Here is a 17,744-nt window from a genome sequence, read left to right as displayed (position 1 = left end):
GATCTGGATGGGGGGCGCCTTTTGAACCTCGGCGACGCAGGCTTCGATGCCGACACGGGGTTCTACCTGGTGCGGAAGCGGTCATCTTCGTCCGGCAGTGCCGTCGATGCCGTCTGGTCCTGGTGCATCGACAGATATGCTATCCAGTGATTTAGAGAAACACATCCGGAAATGTGTGGAAGAAGCAGAAGCCTTGGACAAAAGTTAAAGCCGCTGCTCCTTCATATTATTATATAATTGCGTGCGCAGGCTAAAGGCTGCCGCCAGCCATGGTTCTTGAACCGATTGAGCACATCGGCTGACCCTCACCTCTCCGAATACAACTACGCAATTTGGAGAGGTGAGCCTGACAGATTCATTCCAACAGATGCTTAGTTTGAGATGGCCTGTTTTACTTCCGCGACCTCGTCGGGCGACATGGTGCCGGTGGTCTCCACTTCGCCGCTGGTGATTTTCCACAAGCGGAAAGGGCCAGTGATGTCGCCATACTGATCAAAGACCACCGGACCGATCACTCCTTCATAACGGATTTTCTCACCAGCTTTGATCAGGTCGAGCGCCTTCTTGAACTCCTCGGACCCGGCATAGATTGGCTCACCCTCAGTGCCCGTAACTTCTGGGATCGCGGCGCGAATTGCCTCGGAAGTGGCCTCCCCAGCCTGGGCAATCGCCAGCGCTACGATGGCGCCTGCATCATAGGATCGGTCAGCAGCGGGCGCGTCGGGTGCAATCCCGCCAGAAAAGTCGGCGAAATTCTCGTAAAAGTAGGTAGTTGATGCTGTCTCGGCCGTTCCTGACGACGTTCCATATGCCCCGTCAAGATACTGCGCTCCTACAGCGGTGATGAAATCCGATGAGTTCATGCCATCGTTCAGGAGAAAGCTTTGCGGGCCGCCAGAGGAAATCCAGGCCCGTGCGATGGTCGCGCCGTCCACCGGATAGGAAATCAGGTATAGGCTCTCCGGATCACCTTGCAGCGCGGCGGTCGCCTCTGAGGCATAGTTTGCCTGCTTCTCGTTATAAGGGGTGACCGAGGTGATTTCTCCTCCCAACGCCTCGTAGGCGCTGGTGAATTCGCGCATCATGTTCACGCCAAAATCGTTGTTCACGTGAATGATGGCCAATTTTTTCATGCCCTGATCAATGGCATATTGCGCTGCTGCCGTTCCCTGCAGAGCGTCCGAGGTAATCGTGCGAAAGAAGTTGCCTCCCGTCTTGCCGTCTTGCCCGAGCTCAGTCAGCGTTGGCGAAGATGAAGCGGGAGACACTTGAACCACCCCGGCCGGCCCTGTCACCGAGGTCAGGATAGGTATGGATACAGAAGAAATGATGCCCCCGATCAAGACGGGCACTTTGCCAATATTGACCAACTGCGTGGCCTGATCGACGGCGACGTTGCCCTGGCTCTGGCTATCGCGGGTGTCAGAGGTGATCTGGCAACCGAGGACGCCTCCAGCTTCGTTGATATCGCGAAATGCCATCTCCACGGCTTTCGCGCCTGCCTGACCGTAGACGCCGGCAGGGCCGGTCAGCTCCATGACCATACCGACCTTGACCGTGCAGTCTTGGGCCATGGCGCCGGTCGCGAGTGCGGCAAGGGTCGCGGAGGCTAGGAAAACTCTGCTCATTCCAAGATGCTCCTGTTGGGAAAAACCCGGTGTGTAAAGGGTCGGAGGCTTAGGCCTCTTCTTTGTTGAGATTGTATTTCATGATCGAACCGTGCCGCCCGTGGCGGTCTCGCTCCAGTTCATAGACATCGCCGTCCAGCTGGCTGGCCTGGCTCAGAACTGCTTCGATTTCTGACAGATCATCGCCTGCCAGGACGACTTGTCCGATCCGCAGGTTGGCATCCAGGTGATCACGGTTGCGCGCTCCGACGATGACGCCGGCGACCTGGGGGCGGGTCAACACTGTGGCTGATGCCACGGTTGCGATGTCGCAATCCTGCCTGTCCGCGATACCGCGCAGGGTCCGGAGCAGCGTCTGAAACAGGTCCCAGCCTCCAAGATCTTGAATGATCAGCAGATACTTGGTCAGCGACCGGTTCTCCATCTGGCCCTGCGGACGAGGTTGATCCAGCCATTTGTCCGACAGGAACCCCCCCGCAACCGTGCCATAGCACAGAAACTGCATCCCCTGTTTTTCTGCCAGCGCCGCCATCCGCTTTTCCGGCCGACGGTCCAGCAATGAATATTGGGTCTGCAGCGTTGCGAGCCGAATGCCGGAATCAAACATAGCTGCCACGTGATCGGTATCAAAGTTAGTGGCAGAGAGAAGGTTGATTAGTCCCTCGTCCTGGAATTCCTTCAGCCAATGCGCGGCTTGCAGCCAGTCGCCCATTGCGTAGTCCCACCAGTGGAATTGCACCAGATCCAGCCTTTCGACCCCGAGGCGGGCAGCCGAACGGGTAATCGTCTCGCGCAGCATAGGGCGGGTCAAGTGGGCCAACTTGTCCAGATCAGGGACGCATTTCGTATGGACGCGGATCCTCGACAGGGCGTCGGCACCGTGCCGTTTGGCATATTCAGCACGAAAGCCGCCGATGATCTCCTCAACGCCGGTATAAATGTCGGCGCAGTCGAAGGTAGTGATCCCCGCATCGGCTGTTGCAATCAGGTCATCGAGCGCCTCGGCCTGTTCTATCGGGCCATGTCCGCCCGCCAATTGCCAACCTCCGCGGATCACGCGGGAAATTTCGTAACCGGGGGCCAGCGTGGTGCGCGGCAGGGTCATGTCAGCTCTCCTTGTGCAGCGGGACGGCGGTGGTCTCGGCATGGCTGAACCGGCGCCGCTTGATACGTGTGATGCGGAACCGGGTAGAACAATTTGGGTCGGGACACGCGATCTCGGCGTCGGTGCTCATCCAGTCATTGGGATGGGTGTCGCGTTGTTTGGCCGCCAGCAGGGGGAGCACCGCAGCCAGCGAATAGATCGAGAACCCCTGCCCCGGCGGAAGGTAAAGCATCTCGCCGCGCAGCTCGAACCAATCTCCGGGGCGGGCATTGCAATAGATCGCGCCACCTTTAGGGGCGATCACCTCGACCCTCAGGTCCCACAGCTCGAAACTGTCATCACTCATGTTCGGCCTTCTTCATATCTGCACGAATAAGGTCAAAGGATTGCGTGATGTCGGCATGCAGGGCCGCCACCGCCCTCCCGGCATCGCGAGCCTCCAGCGCATCGATCAGCGCCCAGTGGTGATGGACTGCAGTCAGCGACGGATTGCGCCCATAGATGATTGCCGAGGCGCGAACGCAGGGGCTGGACTGCATCCATAGGCTCCGCACAACTGGCAGAAGCACCTTGGATCGGGCGGCGTGATAGATGGTGAAGTGGAATTCATGGTTGAGAACCGACGTCTCGGTGGCATGCTCCTCGTCCAAGCGGGCAAAGGCAGCTTCGCAGGCGTCGGTCTGGCGTCGCAGCAATGCCAGCGTGTCGGCATCCATTTGCGGGACGGCCAAACGTACCAGCTCACCCTCGATCAGGCACCGCGCCCGCGCCAAGTCGTCCAGACGGGCCTCGGTGATCAGCGGCACCCGGGTTGAGCGATTGGGCATCACTTCCAACGCACGTTCAGTGACCAGCCGACCAATCGCCTCGCGCACGGGCATGATCGAAACACCTAAGGTATCGGCGACCGCCTGCATCCGCAGCACCTGCCCGGCCGCAAAGGCGCCATGCATCAGCGACGTGGTCAGTTCGTCATAGACCCGCTGTTGCAACGATGCGCGGCCGACAGGGCGCAACCCCGGAACGGTCGCAACATGTGCCTGAGTGTTATTCATCGGGCCCCTCATTCCGATCCACCGCTATAATTTTGCTTGCATCACAGGTTTGTGTCAATAATCTTTGATCAAAGATACAAGCAAGCCGGCGGTCCTGTGACTGCTCAGGCGCGGGGAAAGTGGAATGGACAGGACGCAACACGTCGTTCTTGCAGGCCGTGATCTATGTCGCAGTTTTCAGGGGCTGCGTGCCGTCGATGGCATGTCGTTATCGCTCGCCCAGGGTGAACTACTGGGATTGATAGGTCCGAATGGTGCGGGCAAGACCACGATGTTCAACATGCTGGCTGGTTCGCTGCTGCCCTCTTCGGGACAGATTGAGGTCATGGGCACGAATGTGACCACCGAAGGCGCGGAAAAACGGCTTGGTCGCGGCTTGGGTCGGACTTTCCAAATACCCCGGCCGTTTGCGCGCATGACTGTGCTGGAGAACGTTCTTTGCGGGGCACAAAAACAATGTGGCGAAAGTGTCTTCGGCGCGGCCTTCCGCATTGGCGCTTCGCGCCGAGATGAGGCCCAAGCGCTGGAGAAGGCCCGCCATATCATCGACTTCCTGCTATTGACCCATCTGATTGACCAACCCGCAAGCGTATTGTCCGGTGGACAACGCAAGCTGCTGGAACTGGCCCGCATCCTGATGGCCGACCCGAAGGTGATCCTGCTTGACGAACCTGCGGCCGGCGTGAACCCTTCGCTTCTGGAGCAGATCATGGAGCGGATCACCGCCCTAAACGCCCAAGGCGTCTCGATACTTTTGATCGAGCATAATATGGACATGATGGCCCGGCTGTGCACGCGGGTCGTGGTCATGGCGCTTGGTCGGGAACTGACGCAAGGCACCCCTGGGTCGGTGATCGGCGACCCCGGCGTTATGCAAGCCTATCTGGGTGATACCGAATGATCAGTGCGCTATCCATCACTGGCCTGTTGGCCGGCTACCAACCCGATCTGTCGATCCTGAGGGGCGTCGATCTGGCGGTGGAAAGTGGCGAATTCGTCGTGCTTCTGGGACCCAACGGTGCAGGCAAATCGACGCTGGTCAAAACCGTCGCGGGACTGGTTCCGGTTCATGCTGGAGCGGTGAGGCTGCGCGGAACAGATATCACGGACCTGCCTGGGCATCTGCGTCTCCACCAAGGGCTGGCCTTCGTACCGCAGACAGAAAATATTTTTGCCCAGATGACCATCCGAGAGAACCTGCAGCTGGCGGCCCAGATCCTGCCCAAGCAGCAGCGCGCCGATCGCGTCGCAGCAATGGCCATCATGTTCCCCGACCTGGCAGGTCGAATGAACACCCGTGCCGGAAGCCTGTCGGGCGGACAGCGGCAGATGCTGGCCGTGGCCCGCGCGCTGATCGTCAATCCGCAGGTCCTGATCCTTGACGAGCCGTCTGCGGGTTTGTCGCCATTGATGGTGGCGCAGGTCTTCGACCGCTTGCGCGAAATCAACGCCATGGGGATCACGATCATTCTTGTCGAACAGAATGTCCGGGCCGGTCTGAGAATCGCAAGCCGTGGCGTCATTCTGGTCGAAGGTCGGGTCGTTCACGATGCCCCTTCGGCTGCACTGGCCGATGACCCCATTGTCGCAGAACTCTACCTTGGCGGCCATCGCAAGGAGGCACGAGTATGATGCTTCAACCGATAATGGACGGGTTGGTGAACGGCGCAATCATTGGGCTTGGCGCGATTGGCGTCACGCTAACCTATTCCATCCTGCGCTTCGCCAACTTCGCCCATGGAGAGCTTCTCAGTTGGGGAGCCTACCTGGCATTGACCGTTAGCGGACTGCTGGGGGCGATTCTGCCAGGTTTGGGGACCCCTTTGGGGCCATTCTCTTTCGGATGGTCGGTTCCGATCGCCCTGGTAATGTCCGTTATCCTGACGGCAATGCTAGCTTTGTGCGCAGACGCGCTGCTGTTTGGACGGCTTCGTCGCGCAGGGGCGGTGACGATCATCCTCGTGATGGCCTCCTTCGGGGCGGCCCTGGCGATGCGCAACGTCCTGGAATTCGCCTATACCTCCAGCCCCAGATACTTCTCGACGGCGCTTCAGATCGGCCGCGAAATCCTGCCAGGCCTGCGTGCAACGCCTGACCAGATGCTTGTCATTGCCCTTGGGGCAGTGCTGGTGCTGATGGTTCACTTGTTTCTGACCCGCACCGCCGCGGGCCGGTCGATGCGTGCCGTGTCCGAGGACCCGCAGCTGGCAACCCTTGTAGGCATCGACACGCGCGCGGTCATCCGAACGGTCTGGATTCTGGGCGCGGCCCTGGCGGCGGTGGCCGGAATCATGTCCGGCATCGTCGTGCAGATCCGGCCGACCATGGGTCATGACCTGCTTCTACCGCTTTTTGCGGCGGCCATCCTGGGCGGCATCGGTTCGGTGCCGGGGGCGATGCTAGCCGGGATCGGCATTGGCCTGGCCGAGGCGTTGACCGTTCAGTTCATCGGTGCCGAATGGCGGGCCGCCGTATCCTTCGTCATTCTGGTCGCGGTACTTCTGCTGCGTCCGCAGGGCATATTTGGGAAGGCCGCAGCATGATCGACCTACTGTCCTATGCAGCGTTCTTCCTCACCATGTCGCTGACCTATGCGGTGATCTGCCTGGGCTTGAACCTTCAATGGGGCCAAACCGGGGTCTTCAACGTCGGTGTCGCCGGCTTTGTGGCGGTGGGAGCTTACGTTTCGGCCATATTGACCACCCCGGCCATCGAAGGTCGTATTGGCGGGTTCGACTTACCGATCCTTGTAGGGTGGCTGGGGGGCGGTCTGGGCGCAGGACTGTTATGTCTTGTCATCGGGGCGCTGACGTTGCAGCTGCGATCGGATTATCTTGCCATCGCGACATTCGGCGCGGCGGTGGTGATTCAGCTGGCGATCCTGAATCTGGAAGGACTGACTGGCGGACCGTTCGGTATCGGATTCATTCCTCGGCCTTTCGCTTCGCTTCAAGGAAATGCGGACCTTTTTTCACTGGCGAACCTGGGAGTGATGACGGTCACCGTCCTCGCCTGCTATCTGGCTCTGGAACATCTGGTCAGGTCGCCCTGGGGCCGGGTGCTGCGGGCGCTACGCGAGGATGAGACGGCAGCCCGGGCACTTGGAAAGAACCCCGTGATCTATCGACTTCAAGCCTTCGCCATCGGTGGCTTCGTCATGGGGATCGGCGGAGCCGCACAGGGCCATTTCATCGGCTTCATCGCGCCTGAGAATTATCTGCCAATTCTGACCTTCCAAGTCTGGACGATGCTGATCGTCGGCGGGTCGGGCAACATGCGGGGCGCAATCTTGGGCGCAGTGTTGGTCTGGGCAATCTGGGCGATCTCCGGTTCGGCCGTCAGTTCGCTCTTTCCCATCCAGCAGCAGGCGCGCGCCGCTTCGATACAGATCGTGATGATCGGCGTGGCGCTCTGCGCAGTACTTCTGCTGCGCCCTCGCGGCATTCTGGGCGAGGCCGGCACGTTGAAGCGGCGCCGGACATCCGGGGGCCGAAAGATTTCGCAAGGAACCAAGACCAATGCCTGACACGAATCCTCCGGCCGACGACCTTCCCATGGTGCCGCGCTTTGACCTTGCGCCGGACCTGAACATTGCCCGGCTTGTCTGCGGCTTGTGGCAGGTCGCGGATCTTGAAAAGGATGGGAATACGCTGGACCCCGTCCAAGCCGCTGATCGGCTGGAAGCCTATGCGCTCGCGGGTTTCGACAGTTTTGATATGGCCGACCATTACGGTACGGCCGAAATCATCACCGGCGAGCTGACCTCGCGTCCCGGCCTGTCGCGTGTGACTGCCTTCACCAAGTGGTGCCCCGAACCCGGACCCATGACGGCTGAGATTGTTCGCGCTGGCATTCAGGACCGGCTGAACCGCCTGCGCACCAACCGCATCGATCTGCTGCAATTTCACTGGTGGAGCTTCGAAGACCCACGCTGGCTGGATGCCCTGCGCGAAATCGAGGCGCTGCGAGCAGAAGGGCTAATCGGTGCGATAGGCGTCACCAATTTCGACGCGGCGCACCTGGAAGTTGCTTTGGCCGAGGGCATCTTGATTGTCTCGAACCAAGTCAGCTTCTCAATTGTGGACCGCCGTGCCGCTGGTGCGCTGAATGAGCTTTGCATGCGCACAGGGGTCAGACTGCTGGCCTACGGCACGCTTTGCGGTGGCTTCATTTCCGAAAAGTGGCTGGGACGGGCCGAGCCGACGGAGATCTCAGACTGGTCACGGATGAAATACAAACGTTTCATCGATGCCGCCGGTGGCTGGGACCTGTTCCAGGAACTTCTGGCAGCAGCGCACAACATTGGACGGAAACATGGGGTATCGCTCTCCAACGTGGCATCGCGTTGGGTGCTTGATACGCCCTCTGTCGCGGCCACAATCATCGGCGCTCGGATCACTGAGGCCGAACATCGGACCGACAACCAGCGCATCTTCGGCTTTGCGCTGGATTCACAGGATTACGCCAGTCTGGATGCGGTATTCTCTAAGATGACCGTCATGCCCGGCGACTGTGGCGACGAGTACCGCAAGCCCCCCTTCTTAACGGCATCGGGGGATCTGTCCCACCATCTGGATGCGATCCCGCCGGTGCATCCTGCAATACCCGATGCCGCCCTTCTGGACCGTTCCAGAGTCTTTACCGGTTCGCGTTGGGAGCCTATCGCAGGTTACTGCCGCGCCATTCGGGTTGAGAACCGAATTCTCGTGTCGGGCACCACAGCGACGCATGGCGACAATCATGCGGTCGCCCCAAGCAATGCCGGAGCGCAGACGACCTATATCCTTGATAAGATCGTTGCCGCTCTACGTGCTCTTGGTGCGGGACCCTGTCATGTTGTCCGCACTCGTATCTACCTGATCGACGCCGATGACTGTGAGGCAGTTTCCATCGCTCACGGGCGTTTCTTCGGAGAGCATCCGCCAGCCAACACGCTGCTCCAGGCCGCTCGTTTAATCGGTCCATATCAGGTCGAGATAGAGGCCGAGGCAGTCCTCCCCACTTAAGCCTCTTATACATTTTGCGATAACTGCCGCTACAAAGCGGTGACGCGTCATATTTAGGGTATGTCTCATTCCGGGATGGTCAGCTCTCGAGGTTACAAGTCTAGATCAAAAGATGCGTGCCGACGTCTAACGATGCCTGCCGATCTGGCCAGCAACTCTAAACTTGATGTGGATGGCCTTGTAGGGGGAGAGACGACTGAAGCTATCATCAATTTACAAGCAGGCAGCTTTGGCCGAATGGACGATATTCGAATACGGGACCGCGCGGTTTATTTATAGAAGCGCTGTCCCACCTGAGATGCTGCCGGCTTCTTGCGACAGGTCTTCACGGGTCGGGCCTTTGGTCAGTAACCCAACCCCATTCAGTTTCAACTTGAGAGGGCAAAATGATCCGGCAGGCCCACGCCGCTGATGAAATGCAAATCAAGGAATGTGCTGTAAAGGCATATGCCCGGTATGTTCAACGGATTGGCCGGGTCCCGGCACCGATGGTCGCGGACTACGCCTCTCAGATCGCTGCAGGATACGTCTTCATAGCAACGGATGATCAAGGTACGTTTCAGGGCTTCGTCGTCCTTTACGCCGAAGATGATCATATGCTTCTGGAGAATGTCGCCGTGCTTCCTGAGGCAGCAGGGCATGGGGTCGGGAGGACGCTCATTGCGTTCTGCGAGAATGCTGCCCGTGATAGAGGTTTCAGAGCCGTTCATCTTTACACGAACGAGACGATGGCCGAGAACCTCACGATGTATCTCAAGCTTGGCTATACCGAAGTGGCCCGCCGCACGGAGGATGGCTTTAACCGGGTCTACTTCGAGAAGGTGCTTGCGTGAAACGGGTGGGTGCTGCGGCAGACCTATCTACGCTTTGATGACAACTGTGTCATATCGGTGCACTCTTGTTCACGGCTGGATTTGATAGTCGCATCTCCGGTCGGTGCCCTGCGTGCGCGCCTCATTATTGCAGCAGGCATTCTCAACGGAAGGATGAGGACCGCCGCCGAAAGCGGGGCCCTTTCTAAAGCCCTATCCGACGGATGGGATCAGCAGGGTCTTGCATCAGATGATGATATAGTCTGTCTAACGGAGACGGCTCCATGACCGCGCCTGCAGTGTCTTGGAACACATAACGAGCTGCAACATGGACTATTCTTGATGCCACGCGAACTGCCTCACCCTTCCGCCCCTAACACAACGGACACGTCTTCACCGTCTGCCGGTGAAGAGCTGGTCGAGCGAACTGCGGAACGCGACAGGTTATGGGATCTCAGCCCGGATCTGTTAGCTGTCGTGGACTATTCTGGCAGACTACTTCGGGTGAACCCATCCTGGGGCCGTGTCCTTGGTCATCAGGAGAGCATGCTGCTGACACAGCATCATACAGGGATCCTGCATCCAGACGAAATTTCCGGGATTCGCTCGTTGCTGGAGCATATGAAATCAACGCAGAAACCAACACGACTGCAAAATCGTTTGCGGACATTTGACGGGAGCTGGCGGACCTTTGTCTGGACACTTTCTCCCGAACCGGGTGGGGATAGGTTCTATGGTATTGGTCGTGACGTGACCGAAGAGCATAACCAGGCAAATGTCCTGACCGCGCGGACGGCAGAACGTGACCAATTATGGACCCTGTCGTCCGATATGCTGGCCCGGGCTGACTACAACGGCATGATGCTGGCGGTCAGCCCCGCCTGGACGCGTCTTCTGGGGTTTTCCGAAGCCGAACTGCTGAGCAGGCCGTATTCGGATTTCATGCATCCCGACGATACCGAAGAAACGCTGACAGCCTTGGCCCAAATGGGCGATACCGGCAGCCCGGTACGGTTTGAAAATCGCATCCTGACCAGCGCTGGTGACTACAAGCCGATCGGCTGGACGGTCGTTCCGGACCCGGATGGCGACACATTCATTGCTATCGGCCGTGACTTCACTGAAGCCCGCCAGCATGAGCAGGACTTGCAACTCATGCAAACCGCCTTGCTGCAAAGTCAGAAGCTCGAGGCCCTCGGCCAGTTGACTGGCGGTGTCGCGCATGACTTCAACAACCTTCTGACAGCGGTGATGTCGAACCTGGACCTGCTGTCCAAACGTCTTGTCGGTGACGAGCGTGCAGCTCGGCTGATCGATGGCGCGATGCAGGGTGCGCAGCGCGGGGCTACCCTAACGCAGCGCATGCTTGCTTTTGCCCGGCGTCAGGATCTGACTATCGAGCCGCGAAACCTTGCCCAGCTTGTGGAACGGGCGGCAGGTCTGCTGCGCCAGTCCGTCGGCAGTCTTATCGACCTGCAACTGGATCTTTCCCGCCCGGTGCCACTGGCATTGGTAGACGACAATCAATTCGACCTAGCCCTGCTGAACCTGGTCCTGAACGCCCGCGATGCCATGCCCGAAGGTGGAACAATTACCGTATGCGTCGATCATCATCCGTCGGCCAGTTCGGACTTTGGCTATGTGCGTCTTATCGTCTCCGATGATGGTCAGGGCATGGATTCACTGACCTTGGAAAAGGCGACGCAGCCTTTCTTCACGACTAAAGGCATCGGAAAAGGCAGTGGCCTGGGTCTTTCCATGATCCATGGCCTGGCACTGCAACTTAACGGCCAGCTGCATCTTGAAAGCTCGGTCGGTCACGGAACGAAGGCTGAGCTCTGGTTGCCAGCAACCGATATAATCGACGTAAGCATCCCGCCCACGGCCTCTCAATTCGTCCTCGCCGAGACCGGCACGCGGGCATTACGCGTTCTGATGGTCGACGACGATGCACTGATTGCCATGAGCACAGTGGATATGCTTGAGGATCTTGGTCACACAGTCACGGCTGCGTATTCGGGTGCCAAAGCGTTGGATATTCTTAAGTCGGATGCGGTGTTCGATCTGCTTATCACTGATTTTTCCATGCCAAAGATGAACGGCGGCGAGCTGGCCAGAGAGGCACGAAGACTTCGGCCCACGCTTCCGATACTGCTTGCGACTGGTTATGCGGAACTGCCTAGTGACGACGATCTCAAACTCCCCCGACTCGCCAAACCCTATCTGCAGGAGCAGTTGCGAGCTGAAATAGACAAGATCGCACTCCGATAGCTTCCCACGCAGACCCAACGTGACGAGTTGCTCCGATTGTATGTACGACACCCGGGACCGGAAATACTGCGCGCAACTTGAATGGCCTCTCTTGGACGGCCTAAGCCTTATACAGTTATGACAGAGGTTCAGATGTCTATGGCAGGCACCGTGGTTGCAGTGGCGAAAGCCAAGGGGCATCGCTTCTCAAAAAATCCGGCTCTCGAAATTCTTCTTCTGGAAGGGCTCGGCGTTGCAGGAGACGCGCACCAGGGGTCAACTGTGAAGCACCGATCCTGTGTGACCGCAGATCCCACACAGCCCAACTTGCGTCAGGTCCACCTGATCCACTCGGAGCTTTTTAAAGAGCTTGCAGAAAACGGTTTCCGCATTCAGCCTGCCGATCTGGGCGAGAATATCACCACCACCAATCTTGATCTCCTGGCCCTCCCGCAGGGTACTGTTCTGCGTATTGGACCTGATGTGGCTTTGGTGGTGACCGGCTTGCGAAACCCCTGCTCGCAGATCGACAAGTTCCAGAAAGGTCTCATGAAGGCGGTGCTCGACAAGGGCACAGACGGACGCCTTGTCCGAAAGTCCGGAATCATGGCGACAGTCAAAACCGGCGGCGTTGTCAGGAAAGATGATGGAATCGACGTAATCTACCCACCGCTGCCCCACAGACCGCTTGAGCCGATTTGATGACGCACTTGTCGATTGGCAGCTTATTGCTACATCGTTGTCATCAATGTTGCTGGCCTGTTGTTATGCAAGGAGCCCATTGCCGGCAGTCGATGTTGGCCCGCTGCCAGCCTCGTGCTTTGGTCAAGAATAGCCCGATAGCCAAGGTCACAGTGTGCTAATTGTGTTGATTTCCACCCAGAACTGAGCCGGGTTTTCCATCGAGAAGTGAGCCACCTCTGATTATGGATATAGGGTCATAGAGGGGTCAAGGTATGGTTTGTCTCCTTCTTTTTCGTGGCCGCTGCGGCTGAGCTTGCCTTGAACCTGAAGCTGTCGTTTCCGGTCTCCAGGATGTGGCAACGGTGGGTCAGGCGATCGAGCAGCGCGGTGGTCATCTTGGCGTCGCCGAAGACCGTGGCCCATTCGCTGAAGCTGAGATTGGTGGTGATGACCACGCTAGTGCGCTCATAGAGTTTGCTCAGCAGATGGAAGAGCAAAGCGCCGCTGATGCACTGAAGGGCAGATTGCCCAGCTCGTCCAGGATCACGAGATCGAGGCGGCTGAGACTTTCGGCAATCTGTCCGGCCTTCCCCCTTGTCTTCTCCTGCTCGAGGGCATTGACCAGTTCGATAGTCGAGAAGAAGCGGACCCGCCGGCGGTGCTGTTCGATGGACTGAATGCTCAATGCCGTCGCCACATGGGTCTTTCCGGTCCCTGGGCCACCGATCAGCACAACATTCTGCGCACCCTCCATGAACTCGCCGCAGTGCAGCTGACGCACAGTCGCTTCATTGATCTCGCTGGCGGCGAAGTCGAACCCCGAGAGGTCCTTGTAGGCGGGGAAGCGCGCCGCTTTCATGTGATAGGCAATGGAACGGACCTCGCGCTCGGCCAGCTCCGCTTTCAGCAACTGAGCCAGGATCGGCACAGCAGCGTCAAAAGCAGGCGCCCCTTGTTCGATGAGGTCAGTGACCGATTGCGCCATCCCATGCATCTTCAGACTGCGGAGCATGATGACGATGGCACCGCTGGCGGGATCATGACGCATGACGGCCTCCTTCGGTCTGGCTGCGCAGACTGTCGTAGCGCTCGACATTGGCCGATGGCTCGCGCCGCAGGGCCAGCGCCTGCGGGGTATCCAGGGGCGGCCCGCCAACCACCTTCCCATCGACCAAGCGGTGCAGGAGATTCAGCACATGGGTCTTGGTCGCCACGCCTTCGGCCAGGGCCAGCTCCACCGCCGTCAGCACGGCCTGCTCGTCATGCTGCAGAACCAGGGCGAGGATATCGACCATCTCACGATCGCCGCCCGGCTTGCGTATCATTTGGCCCTGTAGTTGCCTGAAGGCAGGCGGCAATTCCAGGAAAGGTGCGCCATTCCGAAGCGCTCCGGGCTTGCGCTGAAGGACAGCCAGGTAGTGCCGCCAATCGTAGATCGTCCGCGGCGGCAGCTGGTGGCTGCGTTGAATCACGCGAGGATGCTCGCACAGGATGTTACCCTCGGCCGCCACGACAAGTCGGTCCTGATAGATCCGCAAGCTGATGGGACGGTTGGCGAATGACGCGGGAACGCTATAGCGATTGCGCTCGAAACTGATCAGGCAGGTGGGCGAGACGCGCTTGCTCAGCTCGATGAAGCCGTCAAAGGCCACCGGCAACGGCATCAAGGCAGCCCGTTCTTCGGCCCAGATATCAGCGATCGTGCCAGGCCGCGTCCCATGCGCCGTGCTTTTCCACAGCTCCAGACAATGCTGTTCCAGCCAGACATTCAACGCGGCGAGGTCTGCGAAGTCAGGCATTCCATGAAGCAACTGGTGACGGGAGTCCCTTACATTCTTCTCGACCTGCCCTTTCTCCCAACCCGCTGCCGGATTGCAGAACTCGGGCTCGAAGACATAGTGGTTCGTCATGGCGAGGAAGCGCATGTTGACCTCTCGTTCCTTGCCGCGGCCGACACGATCCACTGCCGTCTTCATGTTGTCGTAGATGCCCCGGGCAGGCACGCCACCAAAAACCCGGAACCCGTGCCAGTGGGCGTCAAACAGCATCTCGTGGGTCTGCAGCAGATAGGCGCGCAGCAAAAAGGCCCGGCTGTGCGACAGCTTGATGTGGGCCATCTGAAGCTTGGTACGCTCTCCACCCAAAATGGCGAAGTCGTCGCTCCAGTCGAACTGGAAGGCCTCGCCCGGACTGAAGGACAAGGGGACAAAGGTCCCCCGTCCTGCCGTCTGCTGCTCACGCTGACGGTCCGCGCGCCAGTCCCGCGAAAAGGCGGCCACGCGGTTGTAGGATCCGGTGAAGCCGAGCTTGACCAGATCGGCGTGCATCTGCTTCAGCGTTCGTCGCTGCTTGCGCGGCTTGCCGATCTCCGTCTTCAGCCAGCCGGCCAGCTTCTCCGAGAAGGGGTCAAGCTTGCTTGCACGTTCCGGCGCCGCAAACTTTGGCTCGATCGTGTTCGCCGCCAGATGCTTTGACACGGTATTGCGCGAAAGACCCGTGCGACGAGCGATCTCGCGGATCGACAGCTTCTCGCGCAAGTGCATGCGTCGGATGATGTTCAAAAGCCCCATGTGGATCACTCCGTTACCCCCGCCGCTGACCGCTATGGGGGAAGGTTCACATGGCTCACTTCTCAGTGGAAATTATGCACTCACCCGGCTCAGTTCTGGGTGGAAATCAACACAACGGCGATCGATTCATGCGCGCAAAGTTGCAGGAATTGAGAATGTCCCCTCACCAGCCCAGCACACCCACTCTTCTTCGGTAGCATCCAAAGGTCGGAGTGCCCCCTTTTCAAGCTCGCACAAATGCAAGGATCCGCGCAGTCTTAATGGCCCGACGCAAAAATTTGCCGGTGGGTCATGCCCGGCGGAAATTCTGGTAATAAAGCGTTAACCAACACCACATAACGTTCCCGACCAAAGAGCAACGGTAATGGGACGGGATCTGGAATGGCGACAATCAGAGGGTCGAGTTCGGACGATACGATGCGGGGCACGACACAATCAGACATAGTCTGGGGTCTTGAAGGGTTGGACACCTTCCACTGGCAGGCCGGAATGGGCAACGACACGTATCACGGCGGTACCGGAGTGGAGCGGTACGATGCCAATCCCTATACGCCCGGCAACCCCGGTGGTGACAAGCTGATCCTGGAGGGCTCAGTCGGCGCACGCATCGATATGCGCTCGACAGAGAGTGGCAGCGTTCAGATCGGCAGCGAGCGCCTGGACTTCACTGGCATCGAGCGCATCTACGGCACCTCGGGTAACGATGTTGTCTATGCAACAAACGCCACTGTGAACACCTCCGGTAGCGGAATATCCGCCCACGGTCTGTCGATCTTCACCGGTGCTGGAAATGACCGCATCTCAGGATCGCAGTTTGACGACGTTATTGATGGAGGTTCGGGCAATGATACCATCAGCGGCGATGGCGGAAACGATTTTATCCACTCTAATACCGGCAATGATCTGATTTACGGCGGCGCCGGTGACGAAAACATCCGGTGGGGAAACGGTGATGCCAACCACAACCCCGGTAATGATACGATCGACGGCGGCTCGGGAAACGACCTGATCAACATCTGGATCAAACGCGGCGACATCTATTCCAACAATGACACCGTGGGTATCGACGGTGTCAGCGTCACGATTGATCGTGTCCTGTCTGACGGGGCCTTTTCAGGCAATGCCAGCACCGGTATCGGCGGAACCGCCGCACTGCGCTTCGACAACTTCGAACTTGGCTGGACGCATGCAGGCAACGACGTCATCGACGCGTCACGCGCTGTGATCTCAAGTTCGGGAAACGGCATCAACTTCAATACAAGGTGGGGTCACGACCGTCTGGTGGGCAGCAGCGGTCGTGATACGCTGGACGGATCCATGGGGCGTGACACGGTTCAAGGCGGCAATGGCAATGACCGTATCTGGATCGGTGACGGAAACAGGGGTGACGGCGCTCGAGACGTGCTGATGTTTCGGTCAGGCGACGATGCGGATGTCGTCTATGGGTTCGAGAGCAGCCGGGATGCCCTGGACCTCGGCGGGAGGAGTTACAGTGCCACAGAGGTCCGTGAAGGAACGCTCCTGAACTTCGGTGGTGGTGATTCAGTTCTCTTGAACGGGGTCTTCGACTTTATCTGAGGTAGTTTGGAACCTGTCCCGCATTCGTTAACCACGACGGCGCATCCATATGCCTGTTGCACGGCATCTGGACCAGCAGGAAATCTCGCGGTGTTTGCGCGGACGCTTTGACTGCTGCTATCTTTAGGCCATGGTTCCTCCGCGCCTTACGCACGGAGGAACACAGAGCTCAGAGCAGGAAGTCGTTCTCACCCAGGATGACTTGCCGGGACAGCTCGAGCGAGAAGTCTGCCCTTTGATCACCATCCATGTCGGCAAAGATCAGCGTTGTGCCGTTAGCTTGCTGGTAGCGCAACTCGCCTGCAGACCCCGAAAAACCGTCAGTGCCCACGAACTCGAACGCCTGGTTGCCCGCCAGGCGCAGGTTCGCGTCGATCGCTGACAGGTCGATCTTGTCTCCCTGGGCCCGATTGAAATCTGTTATGACATCCCGACCGGCAGGCCCTGCACCAGAGTCCAGCGGGTTCGTGAACACGAACTGATCTGCGCCCAGGCCTCCCGCCAACTGATCCTTGCCTACGCCTCCGACCAGTCTGTCATTGCCCAGGCCACCAAAGAGCGCATCGTTGCCGGCACCACCCGCAAGCGTGTCATTGCCTGCACCGCCCTCCAGCCAGTCGCCGCCGATACCTCCGTCCAGGAAGTCGTTCCCTGATCCACCAAACAGCCGGTCGGCATCCAGGCCACCCAGAAGCCTGTCATTTCCGTCACCGCCGAGAAGGGTGTCGTTGCCCGCCCCACTGTCGAGGGTGTCAGCGCCGAGGCCCCCGTCCAGGAAGTCGTTCCCTGTGCCTCCGAACAACCGGTCAAATCCGAACCCGCCCAGGAGCCTGTCGTTGCCGTCACCGCCAAAGAGGCTGTCGTTGCCGGCGTTTCCGATCAAGGTATCGGCGCCCAGTCCGCCATTGAGAACGTTGTTGCCGGCATTTCCGGTCATGCTGTTGGCGAGCCCGTTCCCGTTGCCGTTGAGGTGCGCATTCCCGTTCAGAACGAGGTTCTCCACATTGGCCGCAAGCGCGTAAGACACGGTCGTCCGTACCGTGTCCGTACCGCCTC

At 58.9% G+C, this 17,744-nt stretch carries 15 protein-coding genes and 1 pseudogene; 9 read left to right on the top strand and 7 right to left on the bottom strand.

What is annotated here, in order from left to right; translation table 11 throughout:
- Positions 1 to 371 precede the first annotated feature (371 nt).
- The 4 genes from LZ686_RS18460 to LZ686_RS18445 are packed head-to-tail and all read right to left on the bottom strand — an operon-like array spanning position 372 to position 3,788.
- On the bottom strand, positions 372 to 1,628 hold the full coding sequence (locus LZ686_RS18460; RefSeq protein WP_349548723.1) for an ABC transporter substrate-binding protein: 1,257 nt from the start codon (positions 1,626 to 1,628) through the stop codon (positions 372 to 374).
- A gap of 49 nt (positions 1,629 to 1,677) precedes the next feature.
- Complete coding sequence (locus tag LZ686_RS18455) at positions 1,678 to 2,733, bottom strand: aldo/keto reductase (RefSeq protein WP_349548722.1); 1,056 nt, start codon at positions 2,731 to 2,733, stop codon at positions 1,678 to 1,680.
- A gap of 1 nt (position 2,734) precedes the next feature.
- Positions 2,735 to 3,079, bottom strand: coding sequence for a TIGR04076 family protein (locus LZ686_RS18450; RefSeq protein WP_349548721.1), 345 nt, complete (start codon positions 3,077 to 3,079; stop codon positions 2,735 to 2,737).
- Positions 3,072 to 3,788 (bottom strand): GntR family transcriptional regulator, encoded by a 717-nt coding sequence (locus LZ686_RS18445; protein ID WP_349548720.1) that lies wholly within the window; start codon positions 3,786 to 3,788, stop codon positions 3,072 to 3,074. Before LZ686_RS18445 ends, LZ686_RS18450 begins: the two co-directional genes overlap by 8 nt.
- Before the next feature lie 124 nt (positions 3,789 to 3,912).
- Between LZ686_RS18445 and LZ686_RS18440 the strand changes: the two genes are divergently transcribed.
- The 8 genes from LZ686_RS18440 to LZ686_RS18405 all read left to right on the top strand — a co-directional run bounded on the left by LZ686_RS18440 (position 3,913) and on the right by LZ686_RS18405 (position 12,558).
- Positions 3,913 to 4,689, top strand: coding sequence for an ABC transporter ATP-binding protein (locus LZ686_RS18440; RefSeq protein ID WP_349548719.1), 777 nt, complete (start codon positions 3,913 to 3,915; stop codon positions 4,687 to 4,689).
- Complete coding sequence (locus LZ686_RS18435) at positions 4,686 to 5,420, top strand: ABC transporter ATP-binding protein (RefSeq protein ID WP_349548718.1); 735 nt, start codon at positions 4,686 to 4,688, stop codon at positions 5,418 to 5,420. Before LZ686_RS18440 ends, LZ686_RS18435 begins: the two co-directional genes overlap by 4 nt.
- A complete protein-coding gene (locus tag LZ686_RS18430) occupies positions 5,417 to 6,331 on the top strand; it encodes a branched-chain amino acid ABC transporter permease (protein WP_349548717.1) in 915 nt (304 codons plus the stop codon). Before LZ686_RS18435 ends, LZ686_RS18430 begins: the two co-directional genes overlap by 4 nt.
- Entirely contained in the window at positions 6,328 to 7,314 is a 987-nt protein-coding gene (locus tag LZ686_RS18425; protein ID WP_349548716.1) for a branched-chain amino acid ABC transporter permease, read from the top strand. Before LZ686_RS18430 ends, LZ686_RS18425 begins: the two co-directional genes overlap by 4 nt.
- A complete protein-coding gene (locus LZ686_RS18420) occupies positions 7,307 to 8,794 on the top strand; it encodes an aldo/keto reductase (protein ID WP_349548715.1) in 1,488 nt (495 codons plus the stop codon). Before LZ686_RS18425 ends, LZ686_RS18420 begins: the two co-directional genes overlap by 8 nt.
- Before the next feature lie 386 nt (positions 8,795 to 9,180).
- Positions 9,181 to 9,627: a GNAT family N-acetyltransferase gene (locus LZ686_RS18415; RefSeq protein WP_349548714.1), complete on the top strand. Its 447-nt coding sequence runs from the start codon at positions 9,181 to 9,183 to the stop codon at positions 9,625 to 9,627.
- Positions 9,628 to 9,948: 321 nt separating this feature from the next.
- A complete protein-coding gene (locus tag LZ686_RS18410; protein ID WP_349548713.1) occupies positions 9,949 to 11,877 on the top strand; it encodes a PAS domain S-box protein in 1,929 nt (642 codons plus the stop codon).
- A 138-nt stretch (positions 11,878 to 12,015) separates the two neighbouring features.
- Complete coding sequence (locus LZ686_RS18405) at positions 12,016 to 12,558, top strand: MOSC domain-containing protein (protein WP_349548712.1); 543 nt, start codon at positions 12,016 to 12,018, stop codon at positions 12,556 to 12,558.
- Between the two features lie 236 nt (positions 12,559 to 12,794).
- Here the strand turns inward: LZ686_RS18405 and istB are convergent.
- Together istB and istA are read right to left on the bottom strand one after the other, a co-directional pair.
- A pseudogene (istB, locus tag LZ686_RS18400) lies at positions 12,795 to 13,588 on the bottom strand (IS21-like element helper ATPase IstB).
- Complete coding sequence (istA, locus tag LZ686_RS18395) at positions 13,578 to 15,110, bottom strand: IS21 family transposase (RefSeq protein WP_349548711.1); 1,533 nt, start codon at positions 15,108 to 15,110, stop codon at positions 13,578 to 13,580. Before istA ends, istB begins: the two are co-directional and overlap by 11 nt.
- A gap of 381 nt (positions 15,111 to 15,491) precedes the next feature.
- On the opposite strand from istA, the gene LZ686_RS18390 reads away from it, so the two are divergent.
- The gene (locus LZ686_RS18390) at positions 15,492 to 16,688 is read left to right on the top strand and encodes a calcium-binding protein (protein ID WP_349548710.1); all 1,197 of its coding nucleotides are present in this window, start codon (positions 15,492 to 15,494) and stop codon (positions 16,686 to 16,688) included.
- Positions 16,689 to 16,857: 169 nt separating this feature from the next.
- Here the strand turns inward: LZ686_RS18390 and LZ686_RS18385 are convergent.
- A partial coding sequence (locus LZ686_RS18385; RefSeq protein WP_349548709.1) for a calcium-binding protein occupies positions 16,858 to 17,744 on the bottom strand: 887 nt, incomplete at its 5' end.

This window comes from Paracoccus sp. NFXS7 (assembly GCF_040148865.1).
Lineage (GTDB): Bacteria > Pseudomonadota > Alphaproteobacteria > Rhodobacterales > Rhodobacteraceae > Paracoccus > Paracoccus marcusii.
The sequence above is the reverse complement of the archived record's forward strand: the minus strand, read 5'-3'. Positions and strand labels throughout refer to the sequence as shown.